The 21,376-nt window shown below is 65.3% G+C and carries 24 protein-coding genes, 1 pseudogene and 1 riboswitch; of the genes and pseudogenes, 9 read left to right on the plus strand and 16 right to left on the minus strand.

What is annotated here, in order from left to right:
- Window positions 1–8 precede the first annotated feature (8 nt).
- Together pyrB and ACFMO3_RS07965 are read right to left on the minus strand one after the other, a co-directional pair.
- Window positions 9–926, minus strand: coding sequence for an aspartate carbamoyltransferase (gene pyrB / locus ACFMO3_RS07960; protein ID WP_376789921.1), 918 nt, complete (start codon window positions 924–926; stop codon window positions 9–11).
- A 71-nt stretch (window positions 927–997) separates the two neighbouring features.
- The gene (locus tag ACFMO3_RS07965; protein WP_376789886.1) at window positions 998–2,137 is read right to left on the minus strand and encodes an amidohydrolase family protein; all 1,140 of its coding nucleotides are present in this window, start codon (window positions 2,135–2,137) and stop codon (window positions 998–1,000) included.
- Between the two features lie 287 nt (window positions 2,138–2,424).
- On the opposite strand from ACFMO3_RS07965, the gene ACFMO3_RS07970 reads away from it, so the two are divergent.
- Both ACFMO3_RS07970 and cytX read left to right on the plus strand, forming a co-directional pair.
- A complete protein-coding gene (locus tag ACFMO3_RS07970) occupies window positions 2,425–3,528 on the plus strand; it encodes a M24 family metallopeptidase (protein ID WP_376789887.1) in 1,104 nt (367 codons plus the stop codon).
- 59 nt (window positions 3,529–3,587) lie between these two features.
- A riboswitch (TPP riboswitch) is annotated at window positions 3,588–3,718 on the plus strand.
- A 78-nt stretch (window positions 3,719–3,796) separates the two neighbouring features.
- A complete protein-coding gene (gene cytX / locus ACFMO3_RS07975) occupies window positions 3,797–5,107 on the plus strand; it encodes a putative hydroxymethylpyrimidine transporter CytX (RefSeq protein WP_376789888.1) in 1,311 nt (436 codons plus the stop codon).
- A gap of 96 nt (window positions 5,108–5,203) precedes the next feature.
- Here the strand turns inward: cytX and paaD are convergent, their stop codons facing one another.
- The 13 genes and pseudogenes from paaD to ACFMO3_RS08040 form a co-directional block, all read right to left on the minus strand.
- Window positions 5,204–5,701, minus strand: coding sequence for a 1,2-phenylacetyl-CoA epoxidase subunit PaaD (gene paaD / locus ACFMO3_RS07980; RefSeq protein ID WP_376789889.1), 498 nt, complete (start codon window positions 5,699–5,701; stop codon window positions 5,204–5,206).
- Complete coding sequence (gene paaC / locus ACFMO3_RS07985) at window positions 5,695–6,489, minus strand: 1,2-phenylacetyl-CoA epoxidase subunit PaaC (protein ID WP_376789890.1); 795 nt, start codon at window positions 6,487–6,489, stop codon at window positions 5,695–5,697. Before paaC ends, paaD begins: the two co-directional genes overlap by 7 nt.
- Window positions 6,461–6,784 (minus strand): 1,2-phenylacetyl-CoA epoxidase subunit PaaB, encoded by a 324-nt coding sequence (gene paaB, locus ACFMO3_RS07990; RefSeq protein WP_376789891.1) that lies wholly within the window; start codon window positions 6,782–6,784, stop codon window positions 6,461–6,463. Before paaB ends, paaC begins: the two co-directional genes overlap by 29 nt.
- Window positions 6,756–7,787, minus strand: coding sequence for a 1,2-phenylacetyl-CoA epoxidase subunit PaaA (gene paaA, locus ACFMO3_RS07995; protein WP_376789892.1), 1,032 nt, complete (start codon window positions 7,785–7,787; stop codon window positions 6,756–6,758). The genes paaB and paaA overlap by 29 nt, the downstream gene beginning before the upstream one ends.
- Window positions 7,787–8,431, minus strand: a complete 645-nt coding sequence (locus ACFMO3_RS08000; protein ID WP_376789893.1) for a TetR/AcrR family transcriptional regulator — start codon at window positions 8,429–8,431, stop codon at window positions 7,787–7,789. Before ACFMO3_RS08000 ends, paaA begins: the two co-directional genes overlap by 1 nt.
- 151 nt (window positions 8,432–8,582) lie before the next feature.
- Complete coding sequence (locus tag ACFMO3_RS08005; protein ID WP_376789894.1) at window positions 8,583–9,548, minus strand: agmatinase family protein; 966 nt, start codon at window positions 9,546–9,548, stop codon at window positions 8,583–8,585.
- A gap of 25 nt (window positions 9,549–9,573) precedes the next feature.
- Window positions 9,574–9,954 (minus strand): holo-ACP synthase, encoded by a 381-nt coding sequence (gene acpS / locus ACFMO3_RS08010; protein ID WP_376789895.1) that lies wholly within the window; start codon window positions 9,952–9,954, stop codon window positions 9,574–9,576.
- Window positions 9,955–9,973: 19 nt separating this feature from the next.
- Window positions 9,974–10,777, minus strand: coding sequence for an alpha/beta fold hydrolase (locus tag ACFMO3_RS08015; RefSeq protein ID WP_376789896.1), 804 nt, complete (start codon window positions 10,775–10,777; stop codon window positions 9,974–9,976).
- A gap of 116 nt (window positions 10,778–10,893) precedes the next feature.
- A complete protein-coding gene (locus ACFMO3_RS08020; protein WP_376789897.1) occupies window positions 10,894–12,246 on the minus strand; it encodes an MFS transporter in 1,353 nt (450 codons plus the stop codon).
- 5 nt (window positions 12,247–12,251) lie between these two features.
- Window positions 12,252–13,460, minus strand: a complete 1,209-nt coding sequence (locus tag ACFMO3_RS08025; protein WP_376789898.1) for a PrsW family glutamic-type intramembrane protease — start codon at window positions 13,458–13,460, stop codon at window positions 12,252–12,254.
- A 69-nt stretch (window positions 13,461–13,529) separates the two neighbouring features.
- Window positions 13,530–14,069 carry a peptidylprolyl isomerase gene (locus ACFMO3_RS08030; RefSeq protein WP_376789922.1) on the minus strand — a complete coding sequence of 180 codons (540 nt, stop codon included), beginning with the start codon at window positions 14,067–14,069 and terminating at the stop codon, window positions 13,530–13,532.
- Between the two features lie 45 nt (window positions 14,070–14,114).
- A pseudogene (locus ACFMO3_RS08035) lies at window positions 14,115–14,486 on the minus strand (DsbA family protein); the annotation flags it as partial.
- A gap of 12 nt (window positions 14,487–14,498) precedes the next feature.
- Window positions 14,499–14,744, minus strand: coding sequence for a hypothetical protein (locus ACFMO3_RS08040; protein ID WP_376789899.1), 246 nt, complete (start codon window positions 14,742–14,744; stop codon window positions 14,499–14,501).
- A 204-nt stretch (window positions 14,745–14,948) separates the two neighbouring features.
- On the opposite strand from ACFMO3_RS08040, the gene thrC reads away from it, so the two are divergent.
- Entirely contained in the window at window positions 14,949–16,223 is a 1,275-nt protein-coding gene (gene thrC / locus ACFMO3_RS08045; RefSeq protein WP_376789900.1) for a threonine synthase, read from the plus strand.
- A 193-nt stretch (window positions 16,224–16,416) separates the two neighbouring features.
- Here thrC and ACFMO3_RS08050 read toward each other — a convergent pair whose 3' ends face one another.
- Complete coding sequence (locus ACFMO3_RS08050; RefSeq protein ID WP_376789923.1) at window positions 16,417–16,815, minus strand: thiol-disulfide oxidoreductase DCC family protein; 399 nt, start codon at window positions 16,813–16,815, stop codon at window positions 16,417–16,419.
- Between the two features lie 231 nt (window positions 16,816–17,046).
- Here ACFMO3_RS08050 and rfbD point away from each other — a divergent pair, with 231 nt between their 5' ends.
- The 6 genes from rfbD to ACFMO3_RS08080 all read left to right on the plus strand — a co-directional run bounded on the left by rfbD (window position 17,047) and on the right by ACFMO3_RS08080 (window position 21,350).
- Window positions 17,047–17,895: a dTDP-4-dehydrorhamnose reductase gene (rfbD, locus tag ACFMO3_RS08055; protein ID WP_376789901.1), complete on the plus strand. Its 849-nt coding sequence runs from the start codon at window positions 17,047–17,049 to the stop codon at window positions 17,893–17,895.
- Complete coding sequence (locus ACFMO3_RS08060; RefSeq protein ID WP_376789902.1) at window positions 17,892–18,845, plus strand: glycosyltransferase family 2 protein; 954 nt, start codon at window positions 17,892–17,894, stop codon at window positions 18,843–18,845. The genes rfbD and ACFMO3_RS08060 overlap by 4 nt, the downstream gene beginning before the upstream one ends.
- Before the next feature lie 115 nt (window positions 18,846–18,960).
- Window positions 18,961–20,364 (plus strand): hypothetical protein, encoded by a 1,404-nt coding sequence (locus tag ACFMO3_RS08065; protein WP_376789903.1) that lies wholly within the window; start codon window positions 18,961–18,963, stop codon window positions 20,362–20,364.
- A gap of 11 nt (window positions 20,365–20,375) precedes the next feature.
- Window positions 20,376–20,783 carry a pyridoxal-phosphate dependent enzyme gene (locus tag ACFMO3_RS08070; protein WP_376789904.1) on the plus strand — a complete coding sequence of 136 codons (408 nt, stop codon included), beginning with the start codon at window positions 20,376–20,378 and terminating at the stop codon, window positions 20,781–20,783.
- Window positions 20,671–21,120 (plus strand): pyridoxal-phosphate dependent enzyme, encoded by a 450-nt coding sequence (locus tag ACFMO3_RS08075; protein WP_376789924.1) that lies wholly within the window; start codon window positions 20,671–20,673, stop codon window positions 21,118–21,120. The genes ACFMO3_RS08070 and ACFMO3_RS08075 overlap by 113 nt, the downstream gene beginning before the upstream one ends.
- A complete protein-coding gene (locus tag ACFMO3_RS08080) occupies window positions 21,117–21,350 on the plus strand; it encodes a hypothetical protein (RefSeq protein ID WP_376789905.1) in 234 nt (77 codons plus the stop codon). Before ACFMO3_RS08075 ends, ACFMO3_RS08080 begins: the two co-directional genes overlap by 4 nt.
- Window positions 21,351–21,376 lie beyond the last annotated feature (26 nt).

The raw sequence follows: 21,376 nt of genomic DNA on the forward strand, positions 1-21,376 counted from the left end.
CCTCCAGCTCATGCCTTGCCCAGCACGGCGGCCAGCAGGGCCATCCGGATATAGAGGCCGTTGGCCACCTGGCGGAAATAGGCCGCCCGCGGATCCCGATCCACTGCCGGGTCGATCTCTCCCACCCGGGGGAGTGGATGCATGACGATCATCCGCTCCTTGGCCCGCTTCATCAGCTCCGGTGTGATCACGTAGTAATTCTTCACCTGTTCGTAGGCGTTAAGATCGGTGAAACGCTCCTTCTGCACCCGAGTCACATACAGCACATCCACCTCTTCGATCACATCCGCCACGTCGTAGGTCTCATAGACCGGGATCCCCTTCGCCCGGACTTCATTCATCAGGTCCAGCGGCAGCCGCAAGATCTCCGGCGACACGAAAGACAGCCGCACGTCATACATGGTGAGCAGCTTGGTCAGGGAGTGCACCGTGCGCCCGAAGCGGAGATCCCCCACCATCGCGATATGCAGGCCGTCGATGCGGCCCAGCTCCTCCTGGATGGTGAAGAGATCCAGCAGGGCCTGGGTGGGATGTTCCCCGATGCCATCGCCGGCGTTGATCACGGGGACCTCCGCCACATCGGCAGCAATCTTCGCCGCGCCCACCTCGGGATGGCGCAGGACAATGATGTCGGAATATTGCTCCAGGGTCTTGATGGTGTCGGGCAGGGACTCCCCCTTGGCCACCGAGGAGAACTGGACGCCCTGGGTGATGGGAATGACGGCCCCGCCCAGGCGCTCCATCGCGGCGATGAAGGAGGAGCTGGTGCGTGTGCTGGGCTCGTAGAAGACACAGGCCATCACATAGCCCCTGAGAAGATCGCAGGCGCCCACGCGGCGGACCAGCTCCCGCATCTCCTCAGCCACCTCGAAGAGATAGGCCAGGTTCTCCCGGTTGAACTGGGAGACCGAGAGGATATCCTGCATGTAGAAGCCGTTGTGGGGGTTCACCGGCTCCCGCGGAGCGACGCCATCGAACTGGAACAGGCGCGGTCGACTCACCATCGTTCACCTCCTTGCGAATCGTTTCCACAGCGGCATCGTTGCCGCTGCAACGATGCACCGGGTTGACGGAGGGGATCGGCGAACAGCACCCGTCCCGATCCCGGGAGGGCGCGGACCTCTCCGTCCTCGAAGGCCACCCGTCCTTCCAGAACCGTGCGCCGCACCCGGGCTCGCACGACCATCCCCTCAAAAGGAGTCCATCCGCATTTCGTGAAAAGGCCTTCCCGGGAGATCGTCCAGGGTCCACCCCATTCGATCTCCACCCACGTCTCCGGGGGCTCCAGCAGGCCGAAAATGCGCCGGGGCCCGGTGGCGACCAGGCGGACGACCTCCTCCAGGGACAGGCGGCCTTCAACGACGGCGGTGAGCATCAATGGCAGCATGGTCTCCAGGCCCGGCACTCCGGGGGGCGGGTGGGGACTCTGTTTTTCCTCGATGGTATGGGGGGCGTGATCGGTTGCCACCGCATCGATCACCGGCAGGTTGGCCCAGAGGGCTTCCTGATCGGCCCGGGTGGCCAGCGGCGGTCGCATAAGACCGAACGGGCCGAGACGGGGCCAATCGGCCTCCGTCAGGAACAGGTGGTGCGGCGTGACCTCGCACGTGACCGGAAGGCCTCGCTCCTTCGCCCGGCGGATGAGGAGAATTTCCTCCCGCCGGCTGACATGGCAGAAATGGATCGGCTGGCGGAACAGGGCAGCCAGCCCTAATACCATCGCCACGGCCCGCCCCTCCGCGTGGACCGCGATGGGGCGGTGGCCGGGCCAAGCCTTGAAATGGCCCAGGACCGCGGCGAGGCTTTCCAGCCGAAGAGGGCCGTAGGTCGCATCCAGATAAAGCTTCAGACCAGCGGCCTGGGGGGCTAAGGCCGCAGCGACCTCGGGGTTCTCCGGCGTGCCGCCGACAAAGAGGCCCACCTCGCAGCGCGCCCCTGCCCGAGCGCGCTGCACGGCTTCCCGGAAGGCTGTGGGATCCGTAAGGGGCGGGCGGGTGTTGGGCATGGCCAGCACCGTCACCACCCCGCCGGCCAGCGCCGCCGCCGTCCCGCTGGCGAAATCCTCTTTATGGGTCTCCCCTGGCTCCCGCAGGTGCACATGGATGTCCGCCGCTCCGGGCAGACGGATGGTGGTCATGCTGGGGCCCTCCCTCAGGACGGCAGTATAAAAAAAAGCACCGGGAGCGAGATCGCCTTCCCGGTGCCTGAAGAGCGCAACCGGCGCTCCGCTGATGCGAACATCAGCGAAGCGCCAGAGCGCGTATAAGGGAAACGTCGAACAGGTCCCCGACCCATGCCAGTGTTCTATGTTGCCACAAGCGGGAGGATTTGTCAAACTGATCCAGAGGGCTTTCCCACTTTCCTGGGCATGAAAGGCGGTGGGAGGTTGGGAAGGACCCGGAGACAGAAAGCCCGGAGGCAACGATGTCACACCCACGCTGGCTGCGCTTGCGGGAGGAAATGAACCGGGAGGGGATCGAGCTCCTGGCCTTAGTCCCCGGCGCCAATCTGTTCTATGTGACCGGTCTCTCTCTCCATCGGATGGAGCGCCCCATCGTGGCGCTGTTTCCCTGGGATAGCGATCCCGTGCTGATCCTCCCGGCCTTCGAGATCGAGAAGGCCCAGCAGGCGCCGATCCCATGGCGCCTGTTCCCTTACACCGACGAGGAAGGGCCCGCACGGGCGTTCCAGGCGGCGGCGGAAGCCGTGGGCCGGCGCGGATGTCCCATCGCCGTGGAAACCCTGGGGATGCGCGTGCTGGAATGGTCCATGCTCGCCCACGTCTTTTCCTCCCCCGAACCGATCGCGGCGGAGCCGTTGCTGGCCCGGCTGCGGATGGTAAAAGATCCGAACGAAATCGCCGCGATGCGACGGGCCGTCGCAGTGGCGGAGGAAGCGCTGCGGATATGGCTGCCCCAGGTGCACAGGGGGATGACAGAACGGGAGGCGACCCGGCGGCTGATCCAGGCGTGCTTCGCGGCCGGGGCGGATGCCCTGGCCTTCGAGCCCATCGTGGTGGCCGGGCCGAACACGGCCCTCCCCCACGCCACGCCATCGGATCGCCCTATCGGGACCGGGGAGCTCCTGCTGGTGGATTTCGGGGTGGTCGTGGAAGGTTATGTCTCCGATCTCACGCGAACTTTTGCGGTGGGCGAGCTGGATCCCGAGCTGCGGTGGATCTATGAGCGGGTTCAGGAGGCCAACGCCGCCGGCCGCGCCGCCGTGCGGCCCGGAATCCCAGCGGAGGCCGTGGACCGGGCGGCCCGCTCGGTGATTGAGGCGGCCGGCTATGGCGCCCACTTCCCCCATCGCACCGGCCACGGGCTCGGACTGGAGGTCCATGAGCCCCCATATATCGTGGCGGGGAACACCGAGCTCCTTCAGCCTGGCATGACCTTCACCATCGAGCCCGGGATCTACCTGCCGGGGAAGGGCGGCGTCCGCATCGAGGACGATGTGGTGGTGACAGAATCCGGGGCGGAATCGCTCACCACGTTCCCCCGCGAACTGATGGGCCTGGGGGGATGAGATCTCCGGCAGAGCGTTGGAATTTGACCGCGCCATCTTGCAACGCTAAAATCACGATTTGAAGCGACGTGGGGAGTCCGCGGGGAAGCGGGCTGAGAGGGCGCCTTGCCGGCCGAAGGCCGGCCCTGGCGCCGACCCATTGAACCTGATCCGGGTCATACCGGCGGAGGGACCGTCGCGACCGCTTCGTTCTCCTCGCCCGCCCGTCGGCGGGTTTTTTATTCCCCCACGCCGCTTCATTCCCACACCTTCTTCAGGGAGGTTCACCATGGCGATCCTCAAAGTATGGGCTCGCGCGTTTCCCCGGATCCATGCGCCCCCCGAATGGGGCATCGAGCCGGTGCCGGTGGAAGCACGGCGCCTGGGATTCCTCGATTACGCAGTCCTGTGGGGAGATCTCGGCGTGGGGTTACTGGTGATGGCCGCCGGCGCCCTGCTGGTGCCCGGCCTGGGGCTTCCCCAGGCCCTGCTGGCCATCCTGATCGGGACGCTGCTGGGCAACCTGTTGCTGGCCGCCACGGGATACATCGGCAGCCGAACGGGCGCGCCCACCATGGTGCTGCTTCGACCTTCCCTTGGGCGTCTGGGGTCGTTCCTGCCCACCGCCCTCAACGTGCTCCAGCTGATCGGCTGGGGCGCCTTTGAGATCATTATCATGGCTCAGGCGGCGAATTTCATCAGCGACCGCTTCCTCGGATTCTCCAGCTATCCCTTCTGGGCCATCCTCTTCGCCCTGTGGTGCACCCTGATGGCCATTGGAGGGCCCTTGGTAGTGGTGCGCCAGTGGCTGGAGAAATTCGCGGTGTGGCTGGTGTTGCTGACCACCATCGGATTGACCATCTACCTAATATCCACATATGATCTGGGAGCCGTGTGGCGGCGACCGGGGACCGGGGAGATGCCCTTCTGGCTGGCCGTGGATCTGGTGGCCGCGATGCCGATCTCATGGATGCCTCTGGTGGCCGATTACAACCGGTTCGCCCGGCGGGCAGGGCCCGCCTTCTGGGGAACTTACATCGGCTATCTCATTGCGAACGTGTGGTTCTACGGGCTGGGCGCCCTGTTGCTCCTCACCGCCCAGACCGGTCAGCTGGTGGAAGCCATCGGGGCGCTGGCCATCGGCTGGATCGTGCTGCCAATCATCCTGGTGGATGAGACCGATAACGCCTTCGCCGATATCTATTCGGCGGCCGTGTCCCTGCAAAACATCTGGCCGAGGGGCCGCCAGGCGCTCTTCGCCGGAGCAATCGGAGCGATCTGCCTCCTGCTAGCCCTCACGGTCCCCATCGCCCAGTATGAGAACTTCCTGCTGCTGATCGGCACCGCCTTCGTCCCGCTGTTCGGCGTGCTGGCGGCCGATTATTTCGTGGTGCGCCGCTCCTACACCGAGGCGGATCTGTATCGACCGGTGGCCATCCGGTGGGAGGGCCTCGCGGCTTGGGCGGCCGGGGTGGCCACTTACCAGGCTCTCACCCGCCTGGCTCCCTCGGTGGGGGCCACCTTCCCCGCCTTCATCATCTCCTTTGCGATCTATGGGATCATCACCCTGGCCCGAGGCCGGATCACCCGCGCAGCGTAAGCCATCCCAGGGGATCCGCATGGGCGGGCGAGGCCACCGGAAATGGCTTCGCCCGCCTGCCCAACCATGGGGAAGAGAAAAGAGGCCCTTCCCGCCTCACAGGGGTTTGAACGCCTCGAAGGGCTGCCGGCACGTGTGACAGTAGAACAGCGCTCGACATAAAGTCGGACCGAACAGGTTCTCCATCCGGGTATCGGTGGATCCGCAGAAGGGACAGGGCACTTCCTCAAACGCCGTGAGCGGGATCTCCGCCGGGACCGGCCGGGGCGGCGCGATCCCCAGCTCGCGCAACGCCTGCCGCGCGCGCTCGCTCATCCGATCCGTGGTCCACGGTGGGCGATACACCCGCTGCACCCGGACGCTGCGTGCCCCCAGGGCCCGGATGCACGCCACGATCTCCTGCTCCATGACGTGCAACGCCGGACATCCCACAAAGGTGGGCGCGAAATCCACCTCCACCTCATCCCCCTTCACCCGGACATCGTAAATCAGCCCCAGGTCGACCACCGAGACCGTGGGGATCTCCGGATCCTTCACCGCCTCTAGAGCCGCCAGCACCGCCTCGCGGGTCAGCGCCCCGCCCTCGCTCACCATGTCTCCCCCAATCCCAAACGGGCCACCATCTGGAAGTCCATCAGCAGTGCAGCCAGGTGCTCCGTATGCCGGCCGAGCCGCCCGCCGTAAACGGGCTCCGCCTCCGGGATCCTCAACGAGGCGGCCTCCAGGATCGGACGGACCTCCGCCTCCCAGCGGGCCTGGAGCTCGGCCTCCGGGGGCTGGATCCCGGCTTCCACCCGCAGGATTTCCCCGGGTGTCGGCTCAAAGAGCCCCAGGGCATGGGGCCACGCCTGCTCCAGGGCCGTCTGCATTCGGCGATGGCTCTCCTCCGTCGCGTCCCCCAGCCGCAGCACCCATGCTCGGCTGTGCATCAGATGATACGTCTCCTCCCGCCGCACCTTGGCCGCCGCCGCCGCCAGCGGCATCCAGGCGCTGGCCATCAGGGCCTCCAGCCGGACCTTCTCCGCAACATCGAAAAGGAACTGTCGGATGATGGTGAAGGCCCAATCCCCTTTAGGGAGCTCCACCAGCGTCGCATTGCGAAACTCCGGGGGATCCCGGAAGTAGGCCATACGGTCCGGATCCGGCCACCCCAGCTCCTGCAGCAGGGAATACCAAAGCACCGCATGCCCGATCTCATCCTGGGCGATGCTGGCCATGGCGATGTCCGCCTCCAGGATCGGCGCGTGGCCCACCCACTCAGAATCCCGGTGGCCCAGCAGGACCTCATCGTCGGCCATCGCCAGGAGCAGCTGGCCCACCGCCTCCCGGAGGGGATCCGGAAGGGCAACGGTCTCATTCGGCTTCGGGAAGAGACTGGCCATGGCGCTCCATCCACCTCCGCACCCGCTCCGTCACCCGGAAGCCTCGGGGCTCCCGATACTCCTTCTCCAGGGCGGAGGCGAAGAGCTCCTCCGCCTCCTCGGCCCGGGAGGCGTAAATCGCCTCCGTGGGGACCACCCACAAGCTGACGCAGCGGCCCCGCCGCACGAACTGTTCCTTGGCCAGGATGAGGGCCATCTCCGGGTCGGGGGCGTGGACTGCCCCCACGTGCACGTGGGGATCGCCCCGCTTCTCCTGGAGAAAAACCTCATAAACCGGCCACTGCGTATCGCCCATCGCCCCCTCCGTTAGTTCGCTGCGCGGCCTTCGCCGCCAGGGCCTCCCGCACCCAGCGGCCCTCCTCGTGGGCCCGGCGCCGGGCCGCCATCCGCTCGGCGTTGCACGGGCCGTCGCCTTTGATCACCCGCCAGAACTCCTCCCAATCCGGCTCGCTGAACCGCCAGTGCCTCGTCTCCGGATCGTAGCGCAGGTTCGGATCGGGAATCGTCAGGCCTAGGCGCAGCACCATCGGCGCGTATTGATCCACGAACTCCTGGCGCAGCTCATCGTTGGTCTTCGTCTTGATCCGCCAACGCAACAGGGTAGGCGTGTGCACCGAATCCCGATCCGGCGGGCCGAAGAGCATCAGAGCCGGATACCACCAGCGGTTCACCGCCTCCTGGATCATCTGCCGCTGGGCAGGGGTGCCAGTGGCCAGAGCCACGAAGGCATCGTAGCCCTGCTTGATGTGAAAGGATTCCTCGTAGCAGATCCGCTTCATCGCCCGGGCGTAGGGGCCGTAGGAGCCCTGGGCCAGCATCAGCTGGTTAACCACCGCCGCGCCATCGATCAGCAGGCCGATGGCCGCCACATCCGCCCAAGTCGGCGTGGGATAGTTGAACACCACCGAATATTTCGCCTTGCCGGCCAGCAGCGCCTCGACCATCTCCTCTCGGGTGACCCCCAAGGTCTCCGCCGCTCGATACAGCAGCTGCCCGTGGCCGCCCTCGTCTTGCACCTTGGCGATGAGGATCAGCTTGCGCCGGAGGGTGGGCGCGTGGGGGATCCACTTTCCCTCGGGAAGCATGCCCACAATCTCGCTGTGGGCGTGCTGGGAGATCATGCGGATCAGCTGCCGCCGATATTCCTCAGGCATCCAGTCCGTGGGCTCGATCTTCTCCCCTCGAGCGATGCGCGCCTCGAACTCCGCCAGGCGAGCCTCATACTCCGGGCCCTCCTGAGGCGGCGGCGCCTGCTCCGGAACCGGGATCGTGTAACCGTGAACACGGTATGTGAGCATCACACCCCTCCCTCTGCTCCAAGGGTATCCGGCATCACCGGAAGGGCTTCCCCAGGCTCCCACCTCTGAAGTCCCCGCATCGCCCAATCCGCGAAGGCCTCGGCGATCTGCTCCGGCGAAAGGGGGCCCTTCGGGCGATACCAGACGGCGATACCGTTCAGCGCCGTCAGGATGAACCGGGTGATCAACGGCACGTCCAGATCCGCCCGGAATACCCCAGCCTCGATCCCCTCCTGCAGGATCTCGCGGAACAGCGCCTCATAGGCATCCCGACGGGCCAGGACGTCCGCACGGCGCTTGGGGCTGAGGGCTTTCCACTCGTGATTGAACACCACCGCCGCATCCTGGCGCTCCGTCACCACCCGCAGGTGCGCCACCACCGCGAGCCGGAACTTCTCCAAGGGGGAACGCTCCGAGCGGACGATGGACTCCAGACTGGATAGAAACGCCTGGGCCGCTTCATCCACAATCTCCCAGAGCAGCTCCTCCTTCGAGGCGATGTGGGCATACAGGCTCCCGCCCTGCAGGCGGATCGCCGATGCAATGTCCCGGATGGAGGTGCCGTAATAGCCCCGCTGGCTGAAAAGCCGCCCGGCTACCCGCAGGATAGTTTTCCGTCGATCCCCATGACTTCGTCGCGCCATTTTTGCTAACAAACGTTCGCTTAAATTATATGGGGTTGGTTCAGCTCTGTCAAGACCGGGGCCGGCTCCGGGCTCGGGGGGAATGGAAGCCGAGGCCGGGTGCCGGCAGCGTTCAAACTCCGAAGGAGGTCCGCCGTGCCCCGTCGGTCCCTCATCGCTGCCGACGGAGCTCCCCCTGCCCGACCAGGAACCGATACGCGAGGGCGCCCGCCAAAGCGACGGTGCGGCCGTCGGGATCCAGCGGCGGAGCGGTTTCGACCAGCTCCATCCCCAGACATGCCGGATGAGCGGCCAGCTGGCGCACCATCGTCAGCCCTTGAAAGGCAATCAGCCCCCCCGGGCTCGGCGCGGAGACCCCGGGGGCATACGCCGGATCGAACACATCCATATCCAGGCTGATCCAGAACCCGGATGTCCCAACGGCCGCATGCACCAGCGCGGTTTGCACGATGGACTCTGGACCCGCTGTATGAACCCGAGCGGCCGGGATTCCATGGACGCCGTGCTGTCGGGCGATCTCATAGTAAGCGCGGCTGTTCCGCCCCCCAAGGAGCCCGATCTGCACCAGGTGAGGGCCCTGCAGGAGGCCTTCCTCCAGCAGACGCCGGAACGGCGTCCCGCTGGTGATCTCCCCTTCCAGAGGCGCTCGCAGATCATGATGCGCGTCGAACTGGATCACGCCGATGGGCTCTCCTCCCAGGCCCTCGCGTACGCCCCGGATGGTGGCATAAGAAAGCCCATGATCCCCGCCGAGCACCAGAAGGCGCAACCCTCGGCGGACAGCTTCAGCGATGACGGCGGAGACCCGCCGGTGGGTTTCGTGAACATCCGTATGGACCACGGCGACGTCCCCCAGATCAACGATGTGCAGGAGCCCAGCGAGATCCACCCCGCTCTCCAGATCGAAAGCCGTCATCCGGTAAAGGGCGCGCCGGATCGCCGCGGGGGCCTCGCGGGCGCCCCGCCGGCCGATGACCGTGGTGTCGAAGGGGATGCCGATCAGCGCCACATGGGCTCCCACCGGATCCGCCCGGATTAGGTCGGCGATCCGGACATCGTGGGGATCCGGGGGAACGGGAGATTGATCCGGTGGACGAAGCCAGGCGAATGGGCTCATCGGGTGTTTCGCGAGGAATGGAAGATCATGCGCCGGTCGAGACCACCACCGCGATGGCGAAACCACCATCGTGGGTCATGCTCACCGCCCATTGCTTCAAACCCAGCACCCGGGCGCGTTCCGCCGCCCATCCGTGCAGGTGCACGTGGGGCTGCCCCCGGTGGTCGGGCAGGATCTCCACGTCGTGGAACCCGATGCCCTCGCGGGCCATGATCCGCAGGCCAACCCCCAGCGCCTTCGCCGTCGCCTCTTTCGCGGCGAATCGCGCGGCGTATTCGAATACCTTCCCCTGACAGGCGCGGCGCTCCGCCGGCGTGAACACCCGCCGGAGGAAGCGTTCGCCGAATCGGGCCACCGCCCGCTCCACCCGCTGGATCTCGATGATATCAATCCCGATCGCCACCATCTACAGATCTCTCGCGGGCTCAAAGGGGATCCTTCCAGAGGCCAGGGCTGTCGCATGAACAACCGCTGCGATCCAGGAATGATCGTATGGCCTTCGCCACCGCCTCCGGCTGCTCCAGCATCACCATATGACCCGCCCCCTCGATCCGCACCAGCTCGGCCTTTGGGATATGGGCCGCCAGATATTCCGCATACCGGATCGGCGTCATCCGGTCCGCCGTGCCACCGATGACCAGGGTGGGCGCCCGGATCTCCCCTAGGCGATCCATCACATCGAAGGCATCACACGCCCGGTAATCCCCTTCAACGACCGCCGGATCCGCAGCGAGCAGCATACGACGTCCTTCCTCGACCAGCCGGGCCGGCGGGTTTTCTCCCCAACTCCATTCCACGATGAGTTCCACCGTGCGGGGGAAATCCGTCCGCAATCCCTCTAGGATCAACGGGCTGACCCGGAGTCGGGCGCCTGTGGCCACCAGGACGAGTGCCGCGACCCATTCCGGGTTGTGGAGGGCGGCCCACAGGGCGATGGCGCCGCCCATGGAGTGCCCCACCCAGACGGCGCGGGAAAGTCCGACCCTCTCCATCCAGTTTACAATCCGATCCGTGTATTCGGCGATGGAGGATCGCCCGCGCCCGCGAGAGCGGCCATGGCCTGGAAGATCCAGGGCATAAACGGTGGCCCCGGGCAGGTTCCGCAGGGCCCCTGGCCACACCTGATGGGATTCCCCCGCCCCGTGGATCAAAACCAGGGTGTGACATGCCTCCGGATCCCGGTGGACCGCGTAATAGATCACATCCTCGCCGATCGTTTGCTCGGGCATCTTCTTTCAGCTCCTGCAGGGATCTGAAAGCCTGGCAGGCGCCTCCGGTTGGCCCTCCGGGTCCCGAGATGTTTCCCCTTCGTTAACCCCCTCTAAGATCGCTGGCGACGGTTGTTTCACAGACCGGGCGAGCCTTCATCCCCCTGCGCGGCCTCCTCCGTCCGCCTCAGCCCCCACAGCAACACAAGGGCCAGCGTATAGAATCCGAAGGAGAGAGCGAACAGGCCCCGATAGCCGATGAGATCTACGATCAGGCCGCCCAGGGACGTAGAGAGCAGAGCAATCCCCAGAAGCGTGTTCGTGAGGCCAATCGTGAGGGGCCGGTCATGGCCAGGGGCAATGTCCAACAGCATCGACATCCCTCCAATGGCCGCCCCCGAAGCATGAGCCCCGCTCAGGACGAACACCGGAAGCATCAGCCAGGCGGACAGGGTGTGCCATGGCAGGCTCAGGGGCCCAACCAGCAGTGCCCACAGCGCGCCGAGCATGCCGCACAGAGCGGCTTTCTCCAGCACGGCCCGATGCCCCTGCCGAAGACTGATCCAACTCCACAGCACGTTCGAGAGCAGGGAGGCCCCGACGTTGAAACCCAGATAGAGCCCGATCATCGCGTCAGGCACCCCGAGCTCTCGGACCGCATAGGCGGTGAAGAACGGTGTGGCCAGGGCGGCCCACATGAAGGCGATCCGGGCCCCCAGAAAGAGACGATACGAAGGCCGTCGCCACAGGGCCTGGATGGCCTCTCGCCACGGCGTGAGGGAAGCGCGCCCATCCGGCACGGGGCTGGGCGGCTCCACCACCATGGCGAAGGCGGCCATCCCGATGGACGTGAATACCGCGAAAATCAGGAATAAGAGGGCCACATTGTGGGGGAAAGACAAGCCGGCCCGCTCTTCCAGGAGGAGACGAACCATGCTGCTGGCAGCCAGCCCCAGGAGCCCGCCGAAAAAGAGCCGGGCCGCGAAGAACACCCCGCGCTGACGAGGCGGGATGGTCTTGCCCACGATCTCCATGAACGGCAGGCCGGAGATCCCGGAAGCCAGGGAGATCACAAAATATGGAATAAAGAAAGCGAGGAGCATCCCCTTCGGATGCGGGGCCGTCCGCCAGACCCCCAGCGCCATGGCGAAGGCGCCGAGGGCGCGCACCAGGGCCATCCGCCGGTAGAGGCCCATGGAGTAGACCTGATAGCGCATCCATCGGGAAACCAGCAATTGCGGGAGGAACCATAATCCATCTCGCATCGGGGAGACCAGCGCCAACAGAAAATTGGGAGCGCCCAGGCGGGAAAGGAACCAGACCAACACCAGATTGGGATCCAGGACGGTTTCAGCGAAGATGAAAAGCGCCCCATTCACCACTCCCGCGGTGAAATTCCGGCGGAGATGGGGATCGCGGGCCTCCTCCGGCGAGAGCAGGGAAGCCCGAAGCCGCGCGGATCGCATCCGCCAATCCCGCCAGACCCGCATGGCCCTCATTCCCTATGTGGAGGATAGTGAGACGCTTCTACCTCCCCCAGCATCGGCAGCGCCCACCCCAGCCCCCCGATCACCAGAAGCAACACCGCCCCCATTCCGATCATCGCCGGGGGAAGCGCCAGAGCACGGGCCTCCGGGGAGAGCGGAGCGATGAACAGGCCGCTCAGGACGATGGCCCCCGCGTTCCAGAGGCCATGGAGGAGCCAGGCGAACAGATAGGCGATCGCTCCTTCGAGGAAGCGGCCCCGACGCACTCGATCCCAGGCCCATCCCATGAGCCCGCCGTTCAAAACGTGAAGCGCGGTCGCCCCCAGGCGGCCGATGGCCGTGGAGGTCCATGGGATCCCCGGTTGCCAGCTTAACATGCTCTCCGCCAGGGCAAAGCCTGCTCCCCCCATCGCCCCATACAGGATCAGCGAAACCCCAGAGGCAGCCGGATCCCGCATCCGCAGTCCAGCGGGAAGGGCCTTGAGGGCTTCCTCAATAGCCGGGACCCAGATAACGGCTAGGATCAGGATCCCGATCCATAGCCATGGATCCCTCACCAGGCCCTCCGGGGGCATCGAGAGCCGCTCAGGGGTGAAGCCCTGGGGAAACCACCGGTTGACAAATCCGGGGCCTTCCACCAGGATTCGCAATGCCAGCATGAGGAGAATCAGTGTGGCCCCCACGATGCCTTCCAGGAACAGAGCCAGCGCCGGGACCAGGAGGCTGCCCAGGCTCAGCGCCCACCACCCGGCGCGCCGGGACCACGGGGCGCGCAGCCGCCAGCACAGGAGGTTGAACCCCAGAAAGGGTCCCAGCGCAGACACTCCCACGTGGAAGGGCAGGACCAGAACGGACAATCGGGGGCCAAAGGCTTCTGCCATGGCCCCACATCCGATCAGGATTAAAAGGAAAAGCAAAGTCCGCCCCATGGCCCGGATCTCCGTTCCACGCCATAGGGCATCGGGCTCGCCCCGCGCGATCCGCCTCCCTTCCCGGAAAAGCCCGCCCCCAACCAACAGGCCGAGAGCCGGCAGCCCGGGAGCAGGGATCGGCAGCCGGAGCATCGCCGCAAGGGCGGCCAGGCCCAGCCAGAGGCCGAACAACAGACCTCCTGCCAGCGCTCCGGCCCCCATCCACAGGAGCCCGGCGGATGAAGCATATGCGGGAATGCCTGCCCGAACGATCGGCGAAGAGACCTCGGGGTGCGAAGGATTCATCTCCGAGCTCCACATTTCTGGAATTTACACCACAGGCTTCCTAAGGGATCCCACGGGCGCCCGACCCGCCTATGGCTGTTCTTCGACGATCACCTCCAGCAGCCGATCTCCGGGCGGCGCCCCCGGCTCCGCCTCCGGATTCCGCGGACGCAGCATCCGGACCACCTCCAATCCCTCCACCACGCGCCCGAAGAGCGTGTAGCGGCCATTCAGCTGAGGCAGCGGCGCCATCGTGATGAAGAACTGGCTCCCATTGGTATTCGGGCCCGCGTTCAGCATCCCGACCATGCCCGGCGCATCGAGCGTCAGGGTCGCCGTGATCTCATCCGGGATCGTGTAACCAGGCCCCCCGAACCCTGTTCCGCTGGGATCCCCGGTGATGGCAACCACATCGGTGATCACATAATGAAAGGTGATATCGTTATACCACCCCTGTCGGGCCAGGAAGACAAAATTGTTGACGGTCAGGGGCGCCCGGTCAGCGAAAAGCTCGATCACGACATCCCCCTTCTCGGTCTTCAGCACGGCCCGGTAGCGGTGGGCTGGATCAATGCTCATCGGGGGCGGGGCCTTGAACTGCCGATCCTGCAGCCGGGCCAGCTTCACCATCGCCTCCAGATGGGCATATTCTAGGTAATTCAGGGCCTGGGGCCATGGTTGGCCGTTCACCAGTAGGAAGGGCGTGCCGGGGAGCCCCAGGGCCACCGCTTCAGCGTAGGCCGCTTCGACCTTCGCTCGATAACGGCCCTCCTCCAGATCCCGGCGGAATCGCTCCACGTCCAGGCCCAGAGATTGAGCAGCCGAGATCAGGGTGGCGGTGATGTTCGAGCTGGCAATCCATTGCGCCTGATGATCGTAAAGCCAGTCATGCATCTCCCAGAACTTCCCCTGGGCACCGGCGGCCTCGCTCGCCTCCGCAGCGATCATGGCTTTATCGTGGATGGTCCGCAGGGGGAAATGCCGGTATACCACACGCACCTCATCAGGATAGGCGTCTACCAGACGCCGGAGCAGCGGCGCAAGCTGCCCACAGTAGGGTCACTGGAAATCGCCCCATTCGATGAAGGTGACCCGCGCTTCTGGGGCTCCCTTGCTCCAGTCCTCCGGCGTCGGGAAAAGGATGCGCTGGAGATCTGGCGTGGCCGCCGGGGTCGCCCTGGAGGTGGGCTCCGGCGATGGGCTGGGCGACGGCGAGGCCGTCGGGGAGGGAGCTGGCATTGGACGAGCACACGCTGCCAGCATGAGCAACGGCCAGGTCACGCTCATCAGAAAGCGCTTTTGCATCGAACGCTCCTTTCTTTAAATAGTCTCCGAGGCGCATCGGGATGCGCCCCGGCTGCTTGCTGCTGGAAACCGGCCTCAGTATAACACAAGCGGAGAGATCTCCTGGGGGCTTGGACCAGCGGCGGCCGAAGAATCCCAACCGGAATATCCGGCGCGCTTGGAACGGAGTGGAGACCCCGCCATCCCCTTCCCGGAGGCCTGTCGATGTTCGCCATCGGCTTTCGCTGTGGACGCTGTGGCGCGACCTACGATCTGGGGGAGGTTCGCTATGTCTGCCCCCGGGACGGCGCGGAGGGAACCCTCGACGTGTTGTATGACTACGATCGCCTGCGGGCCACCGTCAGCCCGAGGCAACTATGGGAGCAACCCCCCCGCTCCATCTGGCGCTACGCGCCGCTGCTTCCCCTGCGCCCGGACACTCTGCAACGGGTGGAGGGGGCAGGAGTTCTTCAGGCCGTCGGATGGACACCGTTGTATCGGGCGGAGCGGACAGCGCGGCGGCTGGGGTTACGGGCGATCTACATCAAGGATGACGGACGCAATCCCACCGCTTCCTTTAAGGACCGCGCCAGCGCGCTGGTGGCTCTGAAAGCCATCGAGGAAGGCGCCTCCGCGATCACCACCGCATCCTCCGGGAACGCCGCGGCGGCCCTGGCAGGTATAGCGGCGGCCCTGCATCTGCCCGCGATCATCTTCGTTCCCCATACGGCTCCGGAGGCCAAAGTCGCCCAGCTCCTGATCTACGGCGCCCGGGTCTTCCTGGTGGAAGGCACCTATGACGCGGCCTTCGACCTGACCCTGGCGGCGGCCGAAGCCTTCGGCTGGTATTGCCGCAACACGGCGTATAACCCCTTCACGCGGGAAGGAAAGAAAACCGCTGCGTATGAGATCTGGGAGCAACTTCAGGGGCAGGTTCCGGATCGCGTGTTCGTCCCCGTCGGGGATGGCAACATCCTGAGCGGGCTCTGGAAGGGCTTTCGAGATCTAACGGCGCTGGGCTGGATCGAACGCCCCCCTGCCCTGATGGGTGTCCAGGCCGAAGGATCCGCCGTGCTGGCCCGAGCCTGGGCAGAGGGGAGGGAGGAGATCCGGCCGGAGCCGCCGCGCACCATCGCCGACAGTATCGCGGTGGGCCAGCCCCGGGATGCGCGCTTCGCCCTGCAAGCGGTGCGGGAGACCGGCGGGGCGTTTCTCACGGTCACCGATGAGGAGATCTTGACCGCGATGCGGACCCTGGCCCGAGAGGTCGGGGTGTTCGCCGAGCCGGCGGCGGCCGCCGCTTTCGCTGGGCTGGAGAAGGCGGTTCGGGAAGGTGGGATTGGGGAAACGGAAACCGTGGTCGTGATGATCACCGGCAACGGCCTGAAGGATATCGCCCGCGCGATGCACGCGGTGAGGCAGGCCGATCGGATCTCCCCGGAAGTTCCAGCCGCCCTTCGGCAATTGCAGGAGGCGTTCCAATCCCATCCCCTTACATGACGCGTGGGGCACGGGATCCCCGTGCCCCACGGCGCCAGGAGGTGAGCCATGGGCCTGCCACTCCCCGGCCAGGCAGGCCTTGTGAAGTTTATCTCGAGAATGGGCATTGGTCAACTTTCGGCGAAAGGCTGTCGCCCATCCTGCGGAATGGGCGACCCACTGGGTCGCCCCTGGACCCGCCGGGTCACCCCCTTTACGCAAGTTCTACCCCATCCGAGCGAGTCCCTGCACATTCTTCGGGATGCTCCTCGCAATACGGACGAGTTCCCGGTAGCTGTCCCCGGTGAGCGGCTACCCACTCGTAGAGGGCGTCGGCAATCCTCCGGAAGAGGGGGATCCGATAAAGCGCTCGGATCCCTGGGCAACCCAGGGCCTCGCTGAGGGCGACCATGATCGCTGCGGCGCCCCGATGGTATGTGCCATCAGGCGTGATCGCCCACGCGGCCCGTTCGCACGCCTCCCGGGTCAAGCCATAACGCTCTGGAGCCCCCGGACGTTGAAAAGGCACCAGCTGAACGCGATGCCTTCGGTCCCAGCGCTTCACCCACCGCGCCGCCCAGGTGCAGAAGCCACAGCTTCCATCGAAGATCAGGACCGTCTTCTTCCCTCCATCGTTTCACGCCCCTCCGGCGATGTGATCCTGAAACCGTCAGCATGCTGGATCGCCCGAGCACTCCTCGCCTGCTTGCCTTTCTCCTTACGATGGCAAGATCTTGGAGAGGGGCAATCCCTTTCGAAAGCGCGGCCCGCGGCTTGCTCCGCGGGTCCCATAAAGCTCTATAATGGCAAACGCAGAAGCCATGACTCGCCCTTGGAGAAGTATATGCGCATCCTGATCACAGGGGCAGGCGGGCAACTGGGGCGGGCCCTGCAGGAGGCCCTGGCGGATCATTCGTTGATTCCGCTCGCCCACGCCGATCTGGACATCACCGATCGGGCGGCGGTCTTTCAAGCCATCCTTCGCCATCGGCCCGATGTGGTCATCCACGCAGCGGCAATGACCGATGTGGATGGCTGCGCCCGGGATCCGGAGCGGGCCTTTCGGGTGAACGCCCTGGGCACCCAGACCGTGGCGATGGCCTGCGGGGCGGCTGGAGCGGCCATGGTTTACATCAGCACCAATGAGGTGTTCGATGGGACCAAAACCGAGCCCTATCTGGAGTTCGATTCTCCCAACCCCATCAACCCCTACGGTCTCAGCAAGTGGGCCGGAGAGTGGTTCGTCTCCCACCTGCTCCGCCGTTTTTACATCGTCCGAACGGCGTGGGTCTTCGGCCCGGGAGGCCATCACTTCATTCGCAAGATCCTTCAGCGGGCCGACGAACAGGGGGCCCTCTGGGTGGTCCACGATGAAGTGGGCTCGCCCAGCTACGCCCGGGATGTGGCGGCGGCGATCGCCCGCCTGATCGAGACCGGAGCCTATGGGATCTATCATTTCACCAATGAGGGGATGTGCTCCCGCTACGAGTATGCCATCGAAGTCCTCCGTCGGACTGGTCGATCGCACATCCGGGTGACCCCCATCTCGCTCACGGAATTCCCTCGCCCCTCCCGGGTCCCTCCCTTTACCCCGCTACGCAACCTGTGTGGGGCTGCCCTGGGGATCACTCTGCGCCCGTGGCCAGAGGCGCTGCGGGCCTACCTGGCGGAAGAAGGATGGCTGGCCGAATGAACGAGCCCCTGGTCTCCGTGATCATCCCCAACTGGAACGGCGCGGCCCATCTGCCCACCTGCCTGGAGGCGCTGCGTCGACAGACCTATGCCCGACGGGAAGTGCTGGTGGTGGACAACGGCTCCACCGATGATTCCCTGAAACTCCTCGCCCGCTACCCGGAGGTCCGAATCCTGGCCCTGGGATTCAACCGAGGCTTTGCGGGGGCCGTCAACGCAGGGATCCGCGCCGCCCAAGGGGAGATCATCGTGCTCCTGAACAATGATACGGAGCCCTCTCCCTCATGGCTGGAGACCATGGTGGCAGCCTTCGAACGCCATCCGGACGCGGGGCTTCTGGCTTCTAAGATCCTCCTCTTCGATCGGCGGGATGTTTTCCATTCCGCCGGCGATTACTATCGGGTGGACGGGGTTCCGGGAAACCGTGGGGTCTGGGAGACGGATCGGGGGCAGTATGATCGGGAAGAGGAAGTGTTCTCCGCCTGCGGGGCAGCGGCTGCCTATCGGCGGGAGCTTTTCCAGGACATCGGGCCCTTCGATGAGGATTTCTTTTACTCGTGTGAGGATGTGGATCTAGCCTGGCGAGCTCAGATCGCAGGATGGAGCTGCTGGTATGTCCCGACCGCCGTGGTCTATCACAAGTTGAGCGCCACCGGCGGCGGCCCGATCGCCAGCTTTTATGATGGGCGGAATTTCATTTATCTGATCGCCAAAGATTACCCGGCAGGGTTGCTGAGGCGGTTCTGGCCACAGGTCCTGCGGGCGCAATTCCGGATCGCGTGGAATGCCCTCCGGGCATGGAGGGGAACGGCCGCGCGAGCCCGGCTACGGGGGATGCTGGCCGGTCTTCTCACCTGGCCGCGCGCCGCCCGGAAGCGGCCCCAGGTCTTCGCCCGCCGCCGCCGCTCCGATGAGGCGCTGCTGGAAAGGCTGATGTGGGCGCCCCCTTGAAGAGCCCCGCAGCTCATCCGCGTGACCGCTTCATCGATAAGCCGCAAACCCAGGAAGGATTGACCCTTCTTGTACTTCGATAGACAATTCCCATAACTCCTGCTCAGGAGCGATCATGCGTCGATTGGGGATCGGGTTGCTGATCACGCTTGTTCTGGCCTGCAGCGCTGGGGCTGTCGCGCTGGTCTGGACCGCCGCCCATTGGGCCTCCCGCCCTGCTCTCCCTACCCCCCCATTCTCGCCCCCACCCGTTTCGACCCCAATCGTTCCGCTGCCAGACACCACTCCCCTCCCGTCCGTCTCAACCCCCCTGTCCCCTCCGGGGACCACCGTCCCGAGCCTGAAGGTTTTCGATGAGATCGCCCGGGTGGTGGAACAAATCCGGGGACTGCAGGCGACGGGGCCTTACACGCGCTCCCTGATGACCCCGGCGGAGTTGCGAGCCTATCAGGAGAGGAAGTTCGAGAAAGATTACACACCAGAAGAGGCCCGCCAGGATACCCTGACCCTGGCCGCCTTCGATCTGCTGCCGCGGGATTTCAACCTGCGGGAGTTCCTGCTCGATCTTTACACCGAACAGATCGCGGGTTTCTACGACCCGGACACCAAACAATTCTTCGTGATCAGCGAGCAGGAGCAGCCGGGGATCCTGGAGCAGGTGACTTTTGCCCATGAATACACACACCTTCTGCAGGATCAGCACTTCGATCTCGTCGCCCTCGGGTTCACCGATGATCCGAGCAAGCGGCCGAAGGACCTGGATGATGACGCAATGCTCGCCCGGCGGGCCCTGGTAGAAGGAGATGCAACCCTTACGCAACTGCTCTATCTGAGCCGCCTCCCCCGGACCGCGCAACAGGAATGGCTGGAGGCCGTCCAGCGTCAGCCCAGTGAAGTCTTCGACCGCGCTCCCCGGGTCATCCGGGAGGAACTCACCTTCCCCTACGAGGCTGGCTTCGCATTCGTTCGAACGCTGTATGACCAGGGAGGATGGGATGCAATCAACGCTGCCTTCCGGGATCCTCCGGCTTCCACCGAACAGATCCTGCATCCAGAGAAGTTCCGGAGCCGCGAGCCGCCCATCCGGGTGACGCTGCCGCCCCTCACCGATACGCTCGGGAGTGGCTGGCGGCTGATCGATGAGAATGTGCTGGGGGAGTTCTTCCTGCGAGTTTATCTGGAGGAACGCCTCCCCGCATCTCAGGCAGAGAAAGCAGCCGCCGGATGGGGTGGAGATCGCTATGCGGTCTATGGGAATGAAGCGACGGGTCAGGACCTGCTGGTGCTCGCCGTGGCCTGGGATAATGAGGCGGAGGCCCGCGAGTTTGTGGAAGCCTACCGGGCCTATGCAGCCGCTCGCTATGGGGAAGGCCCTGTCCGGGAGACCGCCGGGCAGGCCCTCTGGATTGGGAAGGACGTGTTATGGCTGGAATGGAAGGGGGCAGACACGCTGATCCTTCGCGGGCCCAGCGAAGAAGTGGCAGCGCGGGTCCGCACTCGCATTCCGTGGCCACGCTGAGACGGCAGCCTATGGGCCTCCCATCGGGCGCTCCATCTCTCGCCCAGATCCTGGAAGCCCATTGGACATTGCGGAAGGTGCTTCCAGCGACCCCCTTGTGGATGTTTCCCGTATTGAACCGCATGCTGGGGGGCCAGGTTGGGCTGAAGCTCGAAGCCTGGCAGCCGACCGGCTCGTTTAAGGTTCGCGGCGCTCTGGCTCGGCTGGCGCATCTGACGCCAGAGGAACGCGAGCGCGGCGTGGTCACCGCCTCCGCCGGCAACCACAGTCTGGCGGTAGCATTCGCCGCCCAGCTGCTGGGGGGGGATCCCCGCTACGGTCTTCCTACCGGAAACCGCTTCCCCGAACAAGATCCGGGCCCTGGAAGCAATGGAAGTCTGCCTGCGGCTGGTCGGTCGGAACTACACGGAAGCCCATGAGGCCGCGCTGGCCTTCGCAGCCTCAATCGGCGCATGCTATATCCATGCCTATGAGGATCCTTGGGTGGTCGCCGGGCAGGGGACCATCGCGCTGGGGATCCTGGAGGAGCTTCCTCAGGCAGACACGGTGCGGGTTCCGGTGGGCGGGGGCGGGTTGATCAGCGGGATCGCCACGGTCTATCAGGCCCTGTCTCCTCGAACCCGGATCATTGGGCTACAGACCGCGGCTTCCTTGCGGGATGGACGGCTCTATACGGATTATCCGGCGGGCCAGACCCTGGCGGTGTGGGAGCGCTCGCTTACCATCTGGCCTGCCAGGGAGCAATCCACGAGGTGATTGTGGTTCGAGAGGAAACCGTTCTGCGGGCCATTGGGCTGCTGACGGTGGAAGCCCATCTCATCGCAGAGGGATCCGGCGCGGTCGGCCTGGCGGCCCTTCTGGAGGATCCGGAACGCTGGAGCGGCCGGACAGCGGTTCTGGTCCTATCGGGGGGCAACCTGGATGGGGTGATCCTGCAACGGGCAGTGGCCGCTTTCCGGTCGGAAGGCTCATCGGATAATCCGTAGGGGCCGGGCGAAGCCCGATCGACAAA

Origin of the sequence: Thermoflexus sp. (assembly GCF_042408815.1) — a bacterium.
Lineage (GTDB): Bacteria > Chloroflexota > Anaerolineae > Thermoflexales > Thermoflexaceae > Thermoflexus.